Annotated in this window: 12 protein-coding genes; 6 read left to right on the top strand and 6 right to left on the bottom strand. The window is 67.9% G+C overall.

Annotated features, from left to right (window positions below):
• Positions 1-62: 62 nt before the first annotated feature.
• Positions 63-3,470, bottom strand: a complete 3,408-nt coding sequence (locus tag DFO45_RS22750; RefSeq protein WP_133866661.1) for a hypothetical protein — start codon at positions 3,468-3,470, stop codon at positions 63-65.
• 142 nt (positions 3,471-3,612) lie between these two features.
• Here DFO45_RS22750 and DFO45_RS22745 point away from each other — a divergent pair, with 142 nt between their 5' ends.
• The 3 genes from DFO45_RS22745 (at position 3,613) to DFO45_RS22735 (ending at position 6,197) form a co-directional block, all read left to right on the top strand.
• A complete protein-coding gene (locus DFO45_RS22745) occupies positions 3,613-4,302 on the top strand; it encodes a DUF1007 family protein (RefSeq protein WP_245518234.1) in 690 nt (229 codons plus the stop codon).
• Positions 4,303-4,388: 86 nt separating this feature from the next.
• Positions 4,389-5,297, top strand: a complete 909-nt coding sequence (locus tag DFO45_RS22740; RefSeq protein WP_244421785.1) for a nickel/cobalt transporter — start codon at positions 4,389-4,391, stop codon at positions 5,295-5,297.
• A gap of 54 nt (positions 5,298-5,351) precedes the next feature.
• The gene (locus DFO45_RS22735; RefSeq protein ID WP_133866659.1) at positions 5,352-6,197 is read left to right on the top strand and encodes a GNAT family N-acetyltransferase; all 846 of its coding nucleotides are present in this window, start codon (positions 5,352-5,354) and stop codon (positions 6,195-6,197) included.
• A gap of 10 nt (positions 6,198-6,207) precedes the next feature.
• On the opposite strand, the gene DFO45_RS22730 is transcribed toward DFO45_RS22735, so the two are convergent.
• Positions 6,208-7,119: a LysR family transcriptional regulator gene (locus DFO45_RS22730; protein ID WP_133866658.1), complete on the bottom strand. Its 912-nt coding sequence runs from the start codon at positions 7,117-7,119 to the stop codon at positions 6,208-6,210.
• A gap of 145 nt (positions 7,120-7,264) precedes the next feature.
• Here DFO45_RS22730 and DFO45_RS22725 point away from each other — a divergent pair, with 145 nt between their 5' ends.
• The gene (locus DFO45_RS22725; RefSeq protein ID WP_245518233.1) at positions 7,265-8,134 is read left to right on the top strand and encodes an alpha/beta hydrolase; all 870 of its coding nucleotides are present in this window, start codon (positions 7,265-7,267) and stop codon (positions 8,132-8,134) included.
• Between the two features lie 109 nt (positions 8,135-8,243).
• Here DFO45_RS22725 and DFO45_RS22720 read toward each other — a convergent pair whose 3' ends face one another.
• Positions 8,244-9,104 (bottom strand): DUF3313 domain-containing protein, encoded by an 861-nt coding sequence (locus tag DFO45_RS22720; RefSeq protein ID WP_166657233.1) that lies wholly within the window; start codon positions 9,102-9,104, stop codon positions 8,244-8,246.
• 169 nt (positions 9,105-9,273) lie between these two features.
• Positions 9,274-12,750: an indolepyruvate ferredoxin oxidoreductase family protein gene (locus tag DFO45_RS22715; protein ID WP_133866656.1), complete on the bottom strand. Its 3,477-nt coding sequence runs from the start codon at positions 12,748-12,750 to the stop codon at positions 9,274-9,276.
• A gap of 360 nt (positions 12,751-13,110) precedes the next feature.
• Between DFO45_RS22715 and DFO45_RS22710 the strand changes: the two genes are divergently transcribed.
• Together DFO45_RS22710 and DFO45_RS22705 are read left to right on the top strand one after the other, a co-directional pair.
• Positions 13,111-13,362 carry a helix-turn-helix domain-containing protein gene (locus DFO45_RS22710; protein WP_133866655.1) on the top strand — a complete coding sequence of 84 codons (252 nt, stop codon included), beginning with the start codon at positions 13,111-13,113 and terminating at the stop codon, positions 13,360-13,362.
• Positions 13,362-14,672, top strand: a complete 1,311-nt coding sequence (locus DFO45_RS22705) for a type II toxin-antitoxin system HipA family toxin (protein WP_133866654.1) — start codon at positions 13,362-13,364, stop codon at positions 14,670-14,672. The genes DFO45_RS22710 and DFO45_RS22705 overlap by 1 nt, the downstream gene beginning before the upstream one ends.
• A gap of 4 nt (positions 14,673-14,676) precedes the next feature.
• Here DFO45_RS22705 and DFO45_RS22700 read toward each other — a convergent pair whose 3' ends face one another.
• Together DFO45_RS22700 and argB are read right to left on the bottom strand one after the other, a co-directional pair.
• Entirely contained in the window at positions 14,677-15,402 is a 726-nt protein-coding gene (locus DFO45_RS22700) for a pyrimidine 5'-nucleotidase (RefSeq protein WP_133866653.1), read from the bottom strand.
• 50 nt (positions 15,403-15,452) lie between these two features.
• On the bottom strand, positions 15,453-16,358 hold the full coding sequence (argB, locus tag DFO45_RS22695) for an acetylglutamate kinase (protein ID WP_043878847.1): 906 nt from the start codon (positions 16,356-16,358) through the stop codon (positions 15,453-15,455).
• Positions 16,359-16,364 lie beyond the last annotated feature (6 nt).

The following is a 16,364-nucleotide window of genomic DNA, read 5'->3' as shown; positions in this document are numbered from 1 at the left end:
GCACCGTTGCGTAGCGTTTTTTAAGGGCACAGGCGGGATGTCCCCGCCGGCGGCCGGATCGGTCAGGGCGCGGCTGTCGCTCCGGCATAATCGATGAGCTTGCGTCGCAGGGCGGGCAGGTTCGGCTTCTGCTTCTCGAAGCCCACCCAGTCGCCGGGGATGGCCGCGAAGATCTCGTCCCGCAGGGCCTTGGCCTTCGGATCGCTCGCGGCCCGCCCGTCCAGCCACTGGAGGAGGCGCAGGTCGGTGATGCCGTCGCCGGTGGCCACCACCATGGCGTCGACGGTCGGCACGCTCTGGCAGCGGTCGGCGGTGAGGGGCAGGAACATGAAGTCCGGCTCGCGCCCGTCCGTCGGGTCGGATGGGTCGGCGGTGGCGGCGCGGGCGTGCCACTGGATGTAGCCCTCCGCCCCCACGCGCCAGAGCAGGAAGCCCGCCGCCGCCTCGATGTCCGGCATGTTGTAGAGCCAGGGCGTGATGCCCTGCGCCTTCAGGTCCGCGAAGTCGCGGGCCGAGACGCCAAAGCCGGTGTTGACCAGCACGGTGTCGAAGAAGGGCAGGAAAGGCTTGTCCTTGATATCGTTGAGCTGGCCCGCGATCTTCGCCCTGGGGGCATAGACGCGGATGGCGTCGCGCAGGCGCTTCAGGTCCATCATCGGGCTCTGGAGGTTCTGCGGCTCGTCGGCGATGGACCAGAGCGGCAACGGCAGGCCGGCGGCGGTCAGCGCAGCTTCGGTGGCGCCGATATTCTCGCCCATGGCCTGCACGCCTACCTTGTCGGCCAGCAGCTTCACCGAGACATAATCGAAGAAGGGCGGCGAAAAGCCGGCATCCTTCGCAAGCCGTGTCTGTTCCAGATAGCGGGCGCGCTGGTCCGCCGTCGGCGTCACGAGATCGGGCGAGAGGCCGGTGAGGCCGAAGCGGCGCAACGCCTTGAGATCGCAGGCCATCAGCCGGTCGGCGGTGGCGGGCTTGGGCGGGAACCAGAAGTCCGGATTGGGCGCGGCCATGTAATAGCCCACCGGCGTCGCGGTGGCGGGCAGGGGGACCGGCGCCACCTCCACATCCGCCCGCACTTCCACGCTGGCCCCGCCGATGTTCATGGCCAGCACCACCGGCAGGGTGCCGCTTGCCGTTTCGGGCACGGTGAAGGTGATGTTCATGCGGCGGGGGATGCCGGCGGCGATGCGCAGGCGGGAGAGGTCGCCTTCCAGCACGTCCGAGGTGATGGAGAGCGAATTCTCGCCGCCACCCCGGCGCATATAGGTCCACTTGCCCCAGCGCACTTCGCCGGTGACGCCCTCGGGCAGCTTCATGGCAACGTCTGGATTGGCGTCGCTCTGGTCGGAGAAGGCGAGGAAGTCGATGGAGACCATCTGGCCGCGCAGGGCCTTGAGGCGCGTCTGTGTGGGCAGGTTCGGGTCCCAGAAGGGATGCTGGCTGCGGGGCGTGCCATAGGGCAGCACGCGCAGGGTGGTGCCCTGGGCCAGCTTCGGGTCCACCGGCTTGTCCACCACCGGCCAGCGCTCCATGTAGCGCCCGCGTCGCCAGGCTTCCACCGCCTCGGCGGCGGCCGTGGAAGCGCCGGGGGCAATCACCATGGCGGCGATATAGCCGTCGTTCGGCGGCTGGTCGGAGGAGATCTGCACGGTGATCTTCCCGTCGATCACCGGCACGGTGGCGGTGACGAGCCCGGCGCGGCGGGAGGCATAGACTTCCCACGGGTCGCCATCGATCATCGCCTCCTTCCAGAGGCCGCGATGGAAGACCTTCTCCACCCATTCGTCGGGCCGGTAGTCCTCCTTCAGCGCCACCTGACCATTGATGATGAAGGTGCGGTGGAGGGAGTGGGGGAAGTATTCCCACTCGCCCTGATCCTCGGTCCAGAGCGAGACGGTCGCGGTGTCGCTCCTCGTCCAGGGCACGGTGATGGTCCGTACGCCGTTGAGGCCGCTGGAGAGGAGCGGATCGTTCTGGGTGCGCACGAGATCGCGGCCGGCCGGGGAGAGGCGGGGATCGTTCCGCGTCACCGTCTCGAAGCCGGGCACGGACACGTCCGCCGGGCCGAAGCGCAGGCCGAGGGCGTCCTTGGGCAGCGGGCTGCCGCCGGCCACATGCACGTCGCCGAGCCGGATCGGGCCTTCCCCGTCGCCCAGCGAGATGACGAAGCGGGCGACCCTGGTGCGGTCCAGCCGCGCCTTGGAGGGCGTCACCCAGGAACTCACCGGCGAGCGGAAGGTGAAGGGGCCGGGCGGCACTGTCACCGTGGCATTGACGCGGGAATTCCAGTTCTTCGAATTCACGTCGTCGATGCGAAGGTAAAGGGTGATGGGCTTGCTGTCCGTATTGGTACCGGTGACCACCACCTCCTGGTCCTGCGCGAAGGACATCGGCGGATAGAATTCCTGCTCGGCGGTGGTGCGCGCCCCCTTCAGCCAGCTCTGGCCCATCTTGGCCTCATTGGCCGCGCCGCCGGTGGAGCCGGTGGTGTCCCCCGCGCCGGGGCGGTTCTCGATGCTGGCGCTGGCGATCTGCGCCGCCGGCTGGTTTTCCGGCGAGAACAGGATGATGCGGGTGATGGCCTTGATGTCCATCTCTCGTTTGTTCTGATCGGCCAGCCCCTTGAAGGGCACGATCCACTCAAAGGGGCCGGGCGGCACGGATTTCGCCATGCCGAAGCGCGAGCCCCAGTCCTTCGAGGCGCTGTCGTCGATGCGCAGGTCCACCTCGATGGCGCTGCCGGTGGGGTTGCTGCCCTTGATGACGAGCGCATCGTCCGGCCCGAAGGCACGGGGCGGGGCATAATTCTGCTCCAGCGCCGGGCTGGTGCTGGCATCGGTGAACAGAGCGGCACTGGCGCGCGCGGGCGCGGCACCGGGCGCAGAACCAGCTGCCGCCGCCGCCGGCTGCGGCCGGCGCTCCAGCGTCACGCTCGCGATCTGCGCGGCCGGCAGGTTCTCGGGCGAGAAGAGGATGATGCGGGTGATGGCATTGATGTCCATCGCCCTCTTGTTCTGATCGGTCAGGCCCTTGAAGGGCACCACCCATTCGAAGGGACCAGGGGGCACCGTCTTCACACCGCCGAAGCGCGAGCCCCAGTCCTTGGACGCGCTGTCATCGATGCGCAGGTCCACCTCCACGAAATCATTGGAGGCGTTGCGGCCCTTGATGACCAGCACGTCGTCGGGGCTAAAGGCATGGGGCGGGGCATAATTCTGCTCCAGCGCCGGCGCGGTGCGGGTGTTGGCAAAGAGGACCGTGCCGGATGCGGCCGGGGCGGATGCGGGCGGCGGGGCGGAGGTGTCGAGCGTGCTCTGGGTCTTGCGGGTCAGCGCCCGCTCGATCCGCTCATAGGAGAGCTTCTCCCAGATATCCGGCCGGAACACCGCGATGCCCATGACCACGCTGGCCATGACGCCGAGCATGGCGCCCCAGGCAAAGCCGCTGAGCCACAGCCGGATCTTGCCCATGTTACCTCTCCCGCAGGCCGCCAATGGCCCTCTTCGGCTCTAGACCATCGTCCCGCGCAGGAAAAGGCGATGGCGCATGTGCGGCTGGGAAAATGGCGGCGTGCGGTGTCGCGCCTGTGACTCTGCGGCGCGAAGCTGCGCCATGCTTCCGCCGAAGTCCCCCGCCATTGCCTCGACCGGCGACAAGCGGGGTGTCATGCGGCAGCGATTCGCGTTTCTTCTGGCGGCAGCCCTGAGCTGCCTTGGCGCGGGCGTGGCCGAGGCGCATCCCCACGTGTGGGTGACCATGCGCACCACCATCATGTTCGATCCGCAGGGCAATTTCGTCGGCCTCAGGAACGACTGGACCTTCGACGAGGCCTTCACCGCCTTCGCGCTCCAGGGTTTCCCGAAGGATGCCAACGGCAATTATGCCAAGGAAACGCTGGCGCCGCTCGCCGAGGTGAACGTCACCTCGCTGAAGGAATATGACTATTTCGCCCACGGCAAGACGGCCAAGGCGAAGATGGCCTTCAAGGATCCGGTCGATTATTCGCTGACCTTCGACAATGACCTTCTGACGCTGCACTTCACCTTGCCGGTGGCCAAGCCCGTGCCCTCCAAGGGCTCGCTGACCTTCGAGCTCTATGACCCGACCTATTTCGTCTCTTTCGATTTCGAGGAGAAGGACCCGGTGCGCCTCGAAGGCGCGCCCGCCGGCTGCACCTTCTCGGTGGTGACGCCGAGCCAGCCGCAGACCATGCAGGTGGACGAGAGCTTCTTCACGAACCTCACCTCGTCCAGCACCTATGGCGCCCAATATGCCGACAAGATCCTGGTGAAGTGTCCCTGATGACCGCCTCCCGCACCCGCTTCCTCCGATTGCTCATTCTGGCATGTGTGGGGGCGGGTACGGCGCTTGCCCTTGCGGAGCCCGCCGTGGCTCAGGCCTTTGGGCAGGCGGGAGCCAAGACCACCCCCTTTGGCCTCGGCGGGGGCGGCCCGGCGCCCACCGGCTTCACCGGCTATCTCATCGCCAAGCAGAGCGAGTTCTATCGCGCCCTCATCCAGGCCGTGCGTGCCGCCAAGGCCGATGGCCATGCGCTCTATCTGCTGGCGGGCCTCTCCTTCGGCTATGGCGTCTTCCACGCCGCCGGCCCCGGCCATGGCAAGGCGGTGATCTCCTCATACCTGCTGGCGGACGGCGGCACGCTGCGGCGGGGCGCGCTGCTGGCGCTGGGGTCGGGCATGGTGCAGGCCATCGCCGCCGTGCTGTTCGTGGGCGTGATGGCGCTGCTGCTCGGCTCCACCGCCGCCACCATGGCGCAGGCCATGAACTGGGTGGAGATCGCGGCCTATGGCGGCATCGCCCTCTTCGGCGCGCTGCTGGCGCTCACCAAGGCGCGGGCGCTCATCGGCGTGCTGCGCGGCAGCCCGACCCATGTGCATGACGCCGAATGCGGCTGCGGTGACAGCCATGCGCCGGACCCGCGCCTGCTGGACGGGCGCGGCGGCTGGAAGCGGGCGGCGGTGGCGGTGATCTCGGCCGGCGCACGGCCCTGCTCGGGCGCCATCCTCGTGCTCACCTTCGCTTTGTCGCAGGGCGTGTTCCTGACCGGCGTTGCGTCCGCCTTCGCCATGGGGCTCGGCACGGCGCTCACCGTCACCGCCATCGCGGCACTCGCCGTCTATGGCAAGCGGCTCGCGGTGCGCTTGGCGGTGCTGGCCTCCGGGCGGGGCACGGCGCTGATGCTGGTGGTGGAACTGGGCGCGGCCGTGCTCGTCTGCCTGTTCGGCCTTGCCCTCCTCACCGGCTATGCGGTGAGCGAGCGTCTGCTGCCGGGCTGACGGGCGCTTGAGTCCGGCCGGCGGCTCAGGCTGAATGCCGCCGGGGAGGACGCCATGGCCGACAACATCATCCGCACGCTGACGCCCGCCGAGGTGGACCTCGCGGTGGACTGGGCCGCACGGGAGGGCTGGAACCCCGGCCTGCACGACGCGCCCGCCTTCCTCGCGCAGGACCCGGAGGGTTTCCTCGGCCTGTTCCGCGATGGCGAACTGGCCGCCTGTATCTCGCTCGTCACCTATGGCGCGGCCTATGCCTTCCTCGGCTTCTACATCTGCCGGCCGGATCTGCGCGGGCAGGGGCTGGGGTGGACGCTCTGGCAGGCGGGCATGGCCCGGCTCGGCGCGCGCACCGTCGGGCTCGATGGCGTGGTGGCGCAGCAGGAGAATTACAAGAAATCCGGCTTCGTCCTCGCCCATCGCAATGTGCGACACGGCGGGGTGGCGCGGCCGGTCGCGAGCGATCCGCAAGTGCGCCTGCGGCCGGTGGCAACGGACCTGATGCCCGCGCTCATCGCCTATGACACCGCCTGCATGCCCGCCGCCCGCCCCGATTTTCTCAAGCACTGGCTCGCCCCGCCGGACGGTCTCGCTCTGATGGCGGGCAATGGGGAGCGGGTGCTCGGCTATGGCGTCATCCGCCATGCGCGGACCGGCTGGCGGATCGGTCCGCTCTTTGCGCAGGCTCCGGGCATCGCCGGCGCGCTCCTGAATGCGCTGGCGGACCATGCGGGCGGGGCGGACGTCTTCATCGACGTGCCCGAGCCCAATGGCGCGGCGCTGGCACTGGTCGAGGCGGCCGGGCTCGTCCCGGTGTTCGAGACCGCCCGCATGTACAAGGGCGATGCGCCCGTTCTGCCGCTCGATGCCATCTACGGCATCACCACGCTGGAACTCGGGTGATGGCCTGTCGCTATGGCAGCCGCAGGCCCTTCTCCCAGACGGGCGGGCTGCCGAAGGCGCGGCGCAGGTGCTCGATGAGCGCCCGCAGCTTGGCGGAGGCGGAACGGTCCAGCGGATAGGCCGCGTGCAGTTGTGCGCCTTCCGCTGGCACGCCCACATCCACCACCTCCAGCGTCCCCGCCGCCAGTTCCTCATGACAGAGGAAGGTGGGCAAGAGCGCGAGGCCGAGGCCCGCCACGGCGGCGCCCCGCATCATCACGCCGTTGTTCACCCGAAGGCCGGGACGCGGACGCACCGCCACCGCCCCGGAGGGCGTTTCAAAGCGCCAGTCGGTCTCGCGATTGGCGTAGAGGATGGCGCGGTGGGCCGAAAGGGCGTCGAGGCTCGCCGGTGTGCCATGGGCCTCCAGATAGGCGGGGGCGGCCACGAGAAAGCGCCGGCTGGTGGCGAGCCGGCGGGCGGCGAGCCGCGTGTCATGCACCTGCCCGTGGCGGATCACCAGATCGAAACCGTCCGCGACCACATCCACGAAGCGGTCGTCCAGTTCCAGCGTCAGCTCGATGCCGGGATGGGCGGCGAGGAAGGGATGAAGCGCCCGGCCGAGATGCAGCGTGCCGAAGCTGACGGGCGCGGACACCCGCAAGGGGCCGGCGAGCAGGCTTTTCTGCTCGGCGATCTCGGCCACCGCCTCCTCCGCCTCGCGCAGCAGGCGGCGCCCGCGGGTGAGGAAGGCGGTGCCGGCTTCGGTGAGGGCGAGGCGACGGGTGCTGCGCTGCATGAGGCGGGCGCCGAGCAGCCGCTCAAGTTCCGCCAGCCGTTCGCTGACGACGGATTTCGCAAGGCCGAGCCGCCGCGCCGCCTCCGAAATCGAGCCGGCGTCCGCCACCGCCACGAACGCGGCCACCCCGTCGAGCTTGAGCATTGTTCGGCAAATCCGGAAACGGGTTTCGCCTTCTGCCGGCTAACCCGGACAATGGAGCTTTGCCATTCTCCTGTCCAGACACACGGTCGTCCCGCCGCACCGGCTCGGAGAGCGGCGGCGGGAGACCGGACAGAGGATGACGACAATGACCCAAACGACGAACACTCTCGTGTTTCCCGACACGTTCCAGATCCGCGACATTCCCGCCAACGGCACCACGCTCCACGTCCGCACGGGCGGGCAGGGGCCGGCCGTCCTGCTGCTGCACGGCTATGGCGAGACAGGCGACATGTGGGTGCCGCTTGCCACGGATCTCGCCTCCGATCACTTCGTCATCGTGCCGGACCTGCGCGGCATGGGGCGCTCCGCCAAGCCCGAGGGCGGCTATGACAAGAAGACCCAGGGGCAGGACATGGCCGGCCTGCTCGATGCCCTCGGCATCGCGGCGGTGGATCTCGTCACCCACGACATCGGCAACATGGTCGGCTTCGCCTTCGCCGCGCAGCATCGCGACCGGGTGCACAGCTTCGTCCTGATCGACGCACCCTTGCCCGGCGTCGGGCCATGGGAGGAGATCCTGAAGAACCCGCTGCTGTGGCATTTCCGCTTCGGCGGGCCGGACATGGAGCGCCTCGTGGCGGGGCGCGAGCGCATCTATCTCGACCGCTTCTGGAACGAGTTCTCGGCCACGCCCGCCCGCTTCAGCGAGGCCGCGCGGCAGCATTATGCGGCGCTCTATGCGCAGCCCGGCGCCATGCATGCGGGCTTTTCCCAGTTCGCCGCCTTCGATCAGGACGCCATCGACAATCAGGCCTTCCTGAAGGCGGGCAAGCTGACCATTCCGGTGCTCGCGCTCGGCGGAGAGAAATCCTTCGGCCTCGGCATGGGGCAGGTGATGGCCTTTGCGGCGGAGGACGTCACCAGCGGCGTGGTGCCGGATGCCGGCCACTGGATCATGGAGGAAAACCCCGCCGCCACGGTGACGCTGGTGCGCGACTTTCTGCCGAAGGCCTGAAGCCGCATCGAGCCCGGTGCGCGCCGGGCTGTCCTTTCCTCTCTGTGGCGATGGCCCGCAGCCTTTCGCTCGGGTTCCGGCATCGCCGCTTCTGAGGGGGTATGAACGGCTACCGGGCGGGTGGCGGGGGCTCGGCGGCGGTAGCGCCCTTGTCGGTCCATTCGGGCGGTGTACCGACCACGCCGCTGACCAAGCCGGCAACGCCCGGCGCGCGGCCGAAGGCATCGCAGGCGGCATATTTCGGGGCGCCGCCCGCCAGCGCCTGGATCCGCTCCACCGGCGGCGGGCCGGAGAGGGATTTGAAGGGGTTTTCGCCCGTCACCAGCAGCTTCGAGAAATCGTCGCCAAAGGCGCCAGCCAGTTCGTAGGCATCGCCCGTCTTGGACACGCGGGCGGAACCCGAGAGGAAATTGGCTCCCCGGCCCCAGACCATGGCGGCCTCCGGCGTTCCGCTCGCCCCGCGTGCCTCGGCCTCCATGGACAGGCTGCCCAGCCCGACCGGAAGGCGCGGTGTCGGCACCGGGACACCCGGTAGAAGGACGGACTTTGCCACCGAGACCACCTTGGTGGCGGCTACGGCGTTTTCGTCCGTGATTTCCATGTGGGTGACCACCGCATGGACGGTCAGGTCCGCTGGCTGGGAGGCCGGCACCACTGCCAGCCGGTCGCTGAGGCCGAGGCAGAGCGAGCGGTCGATGGCATTGGCCACCAGCGCGCGCTGCTCCTCCGTGATGCCGCCCTGTTTCGCGCCGCGGGCGAAGACCGTGGGCACGATGCGCACGGTTCTGGCCGCAAGCACCTTGTCCTTGTTGACGCGGATCCTGGATTTGGCGAGCAGGCCATCTGCCTGCTCCAGGTCGGAATAGGAACTGAGCGTGCCGCTCTGCTCCAGAGGCGCGTTCGCGCACCCCGCCATCAGCAGCGGGAGGCCAAGCAGTCCCGCTGCCCGGCCAAGCGTGCGTCTCACCATGTGCCCTGTTCCCTTAGCCGGCGCGCGCCCACATTCGCGCGACCTAAGGCCCCCAACGCACCTAAGCTTGGGGATTGAGGCTTAATTGCGAGGCATGCCGTGGCAGCGCAGCCCGATGGCGCCGCCGGCCCGCGTCATGGCTCATGGGAACGCGAGCCGGCTTCTGCCCTCACTCCGCCGCCTGCGCCGGGGCGACGGGCGGGGTGCGGAAGGTGGAGAGGAGGGCAGCCTCCTCCGCCTTGGCGGCCGTGAGGTGGCGCAGTTTCACATGGCCGAAGCCGCGGATCTTCTCCGGGATGGAGGCGATGGCGACTGCGGTTGCGTGGTTCTCGCGGGTGAGGGCGCCGAGCAGTTCGCTGACCGTGCGCTCATAATCCGCGATCAGCGCCCGCTCTGTGCGCCGCTCCTCGGTGCGCCCGAAGAGGTCGAAGGCGGTGCCGCGCAGGCCCTTCAGCTTCGCCAGCAGGCGGAAGCCCTTCATCATCCACGGGCCGAGGCGCATCTTGCGCGGCTCGCCGGTATGGGGATCGACGCGGGCGAACAGTGGCGGCGCGAGGTGGAACTCGTAAGAGAGCTTGCCCTCGAAGGCGGCATCCACCTGCTGCTGGAAGGCGCCGTCGGCAAACAGCCGCGCCACCTCATATTCGTCCTTATAAGCCATGAGCTTGTGGAAGTTGCGCGCCACGGCTTCCGTGAGCCCGGAGCGGCCCGGCGCGCGGGTGGCCTCGGCAGCCGCCACCTTGTCCACCAATGCCTTGTAGCGGGCCGCATAGGCGGCGTCCTGATAGGCGGTGAGGGCGTCCACCCGGCGGGTGATGATCTCGTCGAGGCTCTCCGACAGGCGGCGCGCATCGGTGGCGGCTTCCTTGGCGGTGAGGAGGGCGGCCATGGCCTCCGGGTCATGGGCGGCGCGGCGGCCCCATTCAAAGGCCGCCTTGTTCATCTCCACCGCCTCGCCGTTGAGTTCAATGGCCTTGAGGATGGCTTCGGCAGAGAGCGGCAGGCCGCCGAACTGGTAGGCATAGCCCACCATGAAGATGTTCTGCGGCAGGGAATTGCCGAACAGCGCGGTGGAGAGACGGCTCGCCTCGATGAAATGCGTCTGCTCGGCGCCCACCGCGCCGGAGATGGTGCGCTTCAAGCGTTCCGTGGGGAGCGAATAGTCGGCATTGCGGGTGAAGTCGCCGGGCAGCACCTCATGGGTGTTCACCACCACAAGGGATTTGCCCGGCTTCACCGCCGCCAGTACCTTCTTGGTGCCGGCCACCACCAGATCGCCGCCGAGGATGAGATCGGCGCCGCGCGCCGGCACGCGGATGGCGGCGATGTCCTCCGGCTTCTTCGCGAGGCGCACATGGCTGTAGACCGCGCCGCCCTTCTGGGCGAGGCCGGCCATGTCGATCATGCCGCAGGCCTTGTCCTCCAGATGCGCCGCCATGCCGAGGATGGCGCCGATGGTGACGATGCCCGTGCCGCCGACGCCCGTGACGATGATGCCGTAGGTGCCGTCAATCTCCGGATGGGCGGGCTCGGGCAAGGGGGCAAGGTCGCTCATCTTGCCGGCGACGCCCGCCGCCTTGCGGGGTTTGGCCCCATGCACGGTGACGAAGGAGGGGCAGAAGCCGTTCACGCAGGAGAAGTCCTTGTTGCAGGACGACTGGTCGATCTCCCGCTTGCGGCCCCATTCCGTCTCCAGCGGCTGCACCGAGACACAGTTGGACTTCACGCCGCAGTCGCCGCAGCCCTCGCACACGCGCTCGTTGATGATCACGCGCTTGTCCGGGTCCGGAAAGGCACCGCGCTTGCGGCGCCGCCGCTTCTCGGAGGCGCAGGTCTGGTCATAGATAAGCACGGTGACGCCGGGCACGGTGGCGAGCTCGCGCTGGATATGGTCCAGTTCGTCCCGGTGGTGGATGGTGAGGCCGGCAGGCCAGTTGATGCCGGCGGCATATTTGTCCGGCTCGTCTGTGACGAGCACCACGCGGGCAACGCCCTCCGCCGCCACCTGCCGGGCGATGACCGGCACGGTGAGGTCGCCCTCATGGCGCTGGCCGCCGGTCATGGCCACCGCGTCATTGAACAGGATCTTGTAGGTGATGTTCACCTTGGCCGCGACGGCGGCGCGTAAGGCGAGATAGCCCGAGTGGTTGTAGGTGCCGTCACCCAGGTTCTGGAACAGGTGGCCGCGCTTGGAGAAGGGCGCCTCGCCGATCCAGTTGGCGCCCTCGCCGCCCATCTGGGTGAAGCCGACCGTCGCGCGGTCCATCCACTGCACCATGTAATGGCAGCCGATTCCGGCGGAGCCGCGCATCCCCTCCGGCACCTTGGTGGAGGTGTTGTGCGGACAGCCGGAGCAGAAATAAGGGATGCGGGTGGTGACGTCGGAGGTCGCTGCCAGCACCCGCTGGGCCTCTTCCAGTTCCGCGACGCGGGCGGCGATGTCGGGAATGTCGCCATAGCGCAGCAGGCGCCGGCCGAGCTGGATGGCGATGTCATTGGGGTCGAGTGCGCCCTTCACAGGGAAGAGCCAGCGGCCTTCCTCGTCCTTCTTGCCGATGCAGACGGGCTGGTTGGCGGTGCCGTACAGCTCCTCGCGCACCTGGACTTCGATGAGGGAGCGCTTCTCCTCCACCACCATGATGAGATCGAGCCCGCGCGCGAACTCATAGAGCGCCTGCGTCTCCAGCGGCCAGGGGCAGGCCACCTTCCAGAGGCGGATGCCCAGATCATTGGCCCGCACCTCGTCGATGCCCAGTTCATCGAGGGCGAGGCGCACGTCGAGATAGCTCTTGCCGACGGTGGCGATGCCGATGCGCGGGCGCGCGCCGCCGGATGTGATGAAGCGGTTGAGCTTCTGTGCCCGCAGGAAGGCGAGTACGGCGTCGCGCTTGTATTCCTGAAGCCGCTCCTCCTGCGCCGGGGGCGTATCCGCGAGCCGGATGTTGAGCCCGCCATCGGGCATGCGGAAATCATGCACGGGCGCGATGCGCACCCGGTCCAGCCGCCCGTCCACGATGCCGGTGGATTCGATGGTGTCCTTCACCGCTTTCAGGCCGACCCACGTGCCGGCGAAGCGGGAGAGCGCCCAGCCATAAAGGCCGTAATCAAGGATTTCCTGCGCGCCCGCCGGGTTCAGCACCGGGATCATCACGTCCACGAAGTGGAATTCGCTCTGGTGGGCGGTGGTGGAGCTTTCGCATGTGTGGTCGTCGCCCATCAGGGCGAGCACGCCGCCGTGCCTGGAGGTGCCGGCATTGTTGGCGTGGCGGAAGACGTCGCCGGAGCGGTCGACGCCCGGCCCCTTGCCGTACCAGAGGCCGAAGACGCCATCGAACTTGCCTTCACCCCGCAGTTCCGCCTGCTGGGAGCCCCACAGAGCGGTGGCGGCCAGATCCTCATTGAGGCCGGGCTGGAAGCGGATGTCATTGGCGGTGAGGAGCTTTCCGGCCTGCCCGAACTGCTGGTCGAGCCCGCCCAGCGGCGAGCCGCGATAGCCGGTGACGTAGCCGGCCGTGTTCAGGCCGGCCTGCCGGTCGCGTTCCTTCTGCATCAAGGCGAGGCGGACCAGCGCCTGCGTGCCCGAGACGAAAACGCGCTCCTGCGCGAGATCGTATTTGTCGGCGAGGGAGACCTGCTTCAGGCCCATGGAACGCCTCCTCCTGGAGCGACGGGATCTGGCCTCTTGGGAGGCCGAGCGGTCTTGGAGCCGCAGGTCGCTTTGGACAGTCAGGCTGACATGAGTGCGGGCCAGCGGCAATTTCGTTGTTTGGAAGCGTTACGAAACGAAATTGCCGCAAAAGCAGGCTTGGCGCATTTTGGCGCATCGCACCCGAAAATGGGTGCGGTGCGGGGGTGGAGCAGAGGGCTGCGCTAGGGTAGGCCTTTCTATACCTGATAGCGTATAGCCATAACCTATACGGGTTTGCGTATGTTAGGGAAAGATACGCGCGCGCGTATATGGCGCTTTAATACGTTTTCGCGTATATCTCTCGGAGGAGGCGCTCCGATGGATCAGATTGCCCGCACGGAAAAGCAACTCGGCGCCATTCTGCGCCGCGCCCGGAAACAGGCTGGGCTGACGCAGGGGGGGCTCGGCGAACGCATCCATCTCAGACAAGGGACGGTCTCCCGGCTGGAGGCGGGGGCGCCAGCGCTCCAATTGCGCACGCTCATGGCGGCCCTGTCCGCCCTCGATCTGGAGCTGGTGGTGCGCCCCCGTGGCAAGGCTGACCCCGCAGACATCGAAGACCTGTTCTGATGGCCCGCCGCCCGACTCATGTGCCGCTCAACGTGTTCCTGAATGGAAGACTGGTGGGTATGCTGCGGCGGGAAAGTTCCGGTGCCATCGATTTTCGGTACGCCGAAGCTTGGCTCGGCTGGGAGCGTGCCTTCGCCGTGTCCCTCTCGCTGCCTTTGCGCGAGGACCGTTATGTGGGGCAGCCGGTCCTCAATGTATTCGACAATCTGCTGCCGGATAATGACGCCATCCGCCGCCGCATCGCCGAACGGGTCGGTGCGGGCGGCACCGATGCTTACAGCCTGCTCGCGGCCCTCGGCCATGATTGCGTCGGCGCACTCCAATTCCTGCCAGACGAGGTCTCGCCCGGTCCCACGGGTGGCCTTGATGGCATTGCTGTGAGCGATGCAGACATTGGCGAGATGCTTGCCAATCTCTCCCGCGCCCCGCTCGGTCTCACCGCCGATCAGGCGTTCCGCATCTCCATTGCCGGCGCGCAGGAAAAAACGGCTCTGCTGCGCGTGGGCGGGGCGTGGCTGAAGCCGACCGGCACCACCGCCACAACGCACATTCTGAAACCCCAGATCGGCACGCTGCCGGACGGTGTCGATCTCTCCTACAGCGTCGAGAATGAATATCTCTGCCTAAAATTGCTCGCGGCCCTTGGCGTGCCGGTGGCCGCGGCCGAGATGGCCTCCTTCGGCGGACGGCGGACCTTGGTTGTGGAGCGTTTCGATCGCCTTTGGACCCGCGACGGCCGGCTGTTGCGCCGGCCGCAGGAAGATTTCTGCCAAGCGCTTTCCGTGCCGCCGACGCGCAAATACCAGTCCGAGGGCGGGCCGGGCATGATCGCCATCCTGCGGCAGCTTCAGGCCAGTGACACGCCGGAGGTGGACATCGCGCTCTTCGTGCGGGCCAACATCCTGTTCTGGATGCTGGGCGCGACGGATGGACATGCGAAGAATTTCAGCATCGCCCTCACGCCCGCCGGCGGGTTCCGCCTGACGCCGCTCTACGACGTGCTGAGCACGCAGCCGAGCCTCGATGCTGGGCTTATCCAGCGGCGGGCCTTCCGGCTTGCCATGTCTGTCGGCACCAACGGCCATTATCAGGTGGACGACATCGTGCCTCGTCACTTCATCCAGACGGCGGCGCGTGCGGGCGTGGGTGAGGCGCTGGTCCGCGCCATCTTCGAGGACCTTGCGCAAAGCGCGGGAGCGCGGGCGGAGGTGGTCTTTTCCACGTTGCCGGCCGGCTTTCCGGAGGAGCTTGTCTCGTCCATCCAGGCCGCACTCGCCCGGCGCGTCCGCCTCTTGTCAGGCGCCGCCTGAGCCCTCAGCCGGCAAGGCGTTCCAGGAAGCCGGCGAGGTCTTCCGTCACATAGTCGATATAGGCGTCTTCCCGGCCCTCGAACTCCCAGGTCTCGCGGCTCTCGATCTGCTCGGTGGGCGGCACCACGAGGATGGTGGTCATGCCGAGGCGGTGGGGCACTTCGAGGTTGCGGGCGAGATCCTCGAACATGGCGGCGCGGGTCGGCTCGACCCCGTGGGCGCGCAGGAAGCGCAGATAGGCTTCCTCCGTCGGCTTGGGGTGAAATTCGGCGGCCACGATGTCGTGAATGGCCGAGAAGTGGGTATCGAGTCCCAGCTTGCCGAGCACGTTCAGGGCGTGGCGCTCGGAACCGTTGGTATAGACGAGCTTGGTGCCCGGCAGCCCCTCCAGCGCCGCCGCGAGGCGGGGGGAGGGCTCCAGCGTCGAGAGGTCCACCTCATGCACATGGTCGAGGAAGGCATGGGCGTCGATGCCGTGCTCGATCATCAGGCCCCGGAGCGAGGTGCCGTAGCGCCGGTAATAGTCCTTCTGCCGCGCGAAGGCCTCCTCGCGGCTGATGTTCAAAAGGCCGGCGATATAGTCGCGCATCCGCGCGTCGATCTGGCCCCAGAGATCGTGTTGGGCGGGGTAGAGCGTGTTGTCGAGGTCGAAGACCCAGGTCTCCACCTGATCGAAGCCGCGCGCGCCGGAGGCGGAGGAATGGGGCAGCGGCAGATCCTGAGCGGTCATGGGTGTTCCGTGTGAAAAGGGCGCGCCCGGTGAGGGGCGCGCCCGGGATGTCAGCGGGTGATGAGGGTGCCGATGCCGTGGTCGGTCAGCAGCTCCAGCAGCACCGAGTGGGGCAGCTTGCCATCCATGATGACCACGCCTTCCACGCCCTTCTCCAGCGCGTAGATGCAGGTCTCCACCTTCGGGATCATGCCGCCGGAGACGGTGCCGTCGGCAATGAGCGCGCGGCATTCGTCGATGGTGAGGCGGGGGATGAGCTGCTTGTTCTTGTCGAGCACGCCCGGCACGTCGGTGAGCAGCAGCAGGCGCTTGGCACCCAGCGCCCCGGCGATGGCGCCGGCGAAGGTGTCGGCATTCACATTATAGGTGCCGCCGTCCACGGCCGAGGCCACGGGGGCGAGGACCGGGATCAGCTCGCGGCCGAGGATCTGGTCCAGCACCATGGTGTCGACCGTGTCCGGCTCGCCCACGAAGCCGAGGTCGACCACTTCCTCGATATGGCTCTGGGGATCGACGATGGTGCGGGTGGCCTTGCGGGCGCGCACCATGTTGCCGTCCTTGCCGCACAGGCCGATGGCCTTGCCGCCCGCCTCGTTGATGAAGCCGACGATCTGCTTGTTGATGGAGCCGGCCAGCACCATCTCGACGATCTCGATGGTGGCCTTGTCGGTGATGCGCAGGCCGGCGGCGAATTCGGACTTGATGCCGAGCTTCTCCAGCATGGCGCCGATCTGCGGGCCGCCGCCGTGCACCACCACCGGGTTCACGCCCGACTGCTCCAGCAGCACGATGTCCTGGGCGAAGTGACGGGCCAGTTCGTCATTGCCCATGGCGTGGCCGCCATATTTCACCACGACGATGGCGTCGTCATAGCGCTGCATGTGGGGGAGGGCCTTGGTGAGCACCTCGGCCTGGAGTTGGGCTTCCGCGACATTGTCGGCGATGGACGCGCTCATGGATGG

The sequence above is a fragment of the Azorhizobium sp. AG788 genome, from assembly GCF_004364705.1.
Lineage (GTDB): Bacteria > Pseudomonadota > Alphaproteobacteria > Rhizobiales > Xanthobacteraceae > Azorhizobium > Azorhizobium caulinodans.
Note: the sequence above shows the minus strand (reverse complement) of the source record. Positions and strands in the feature narration are given on the sequence as shown.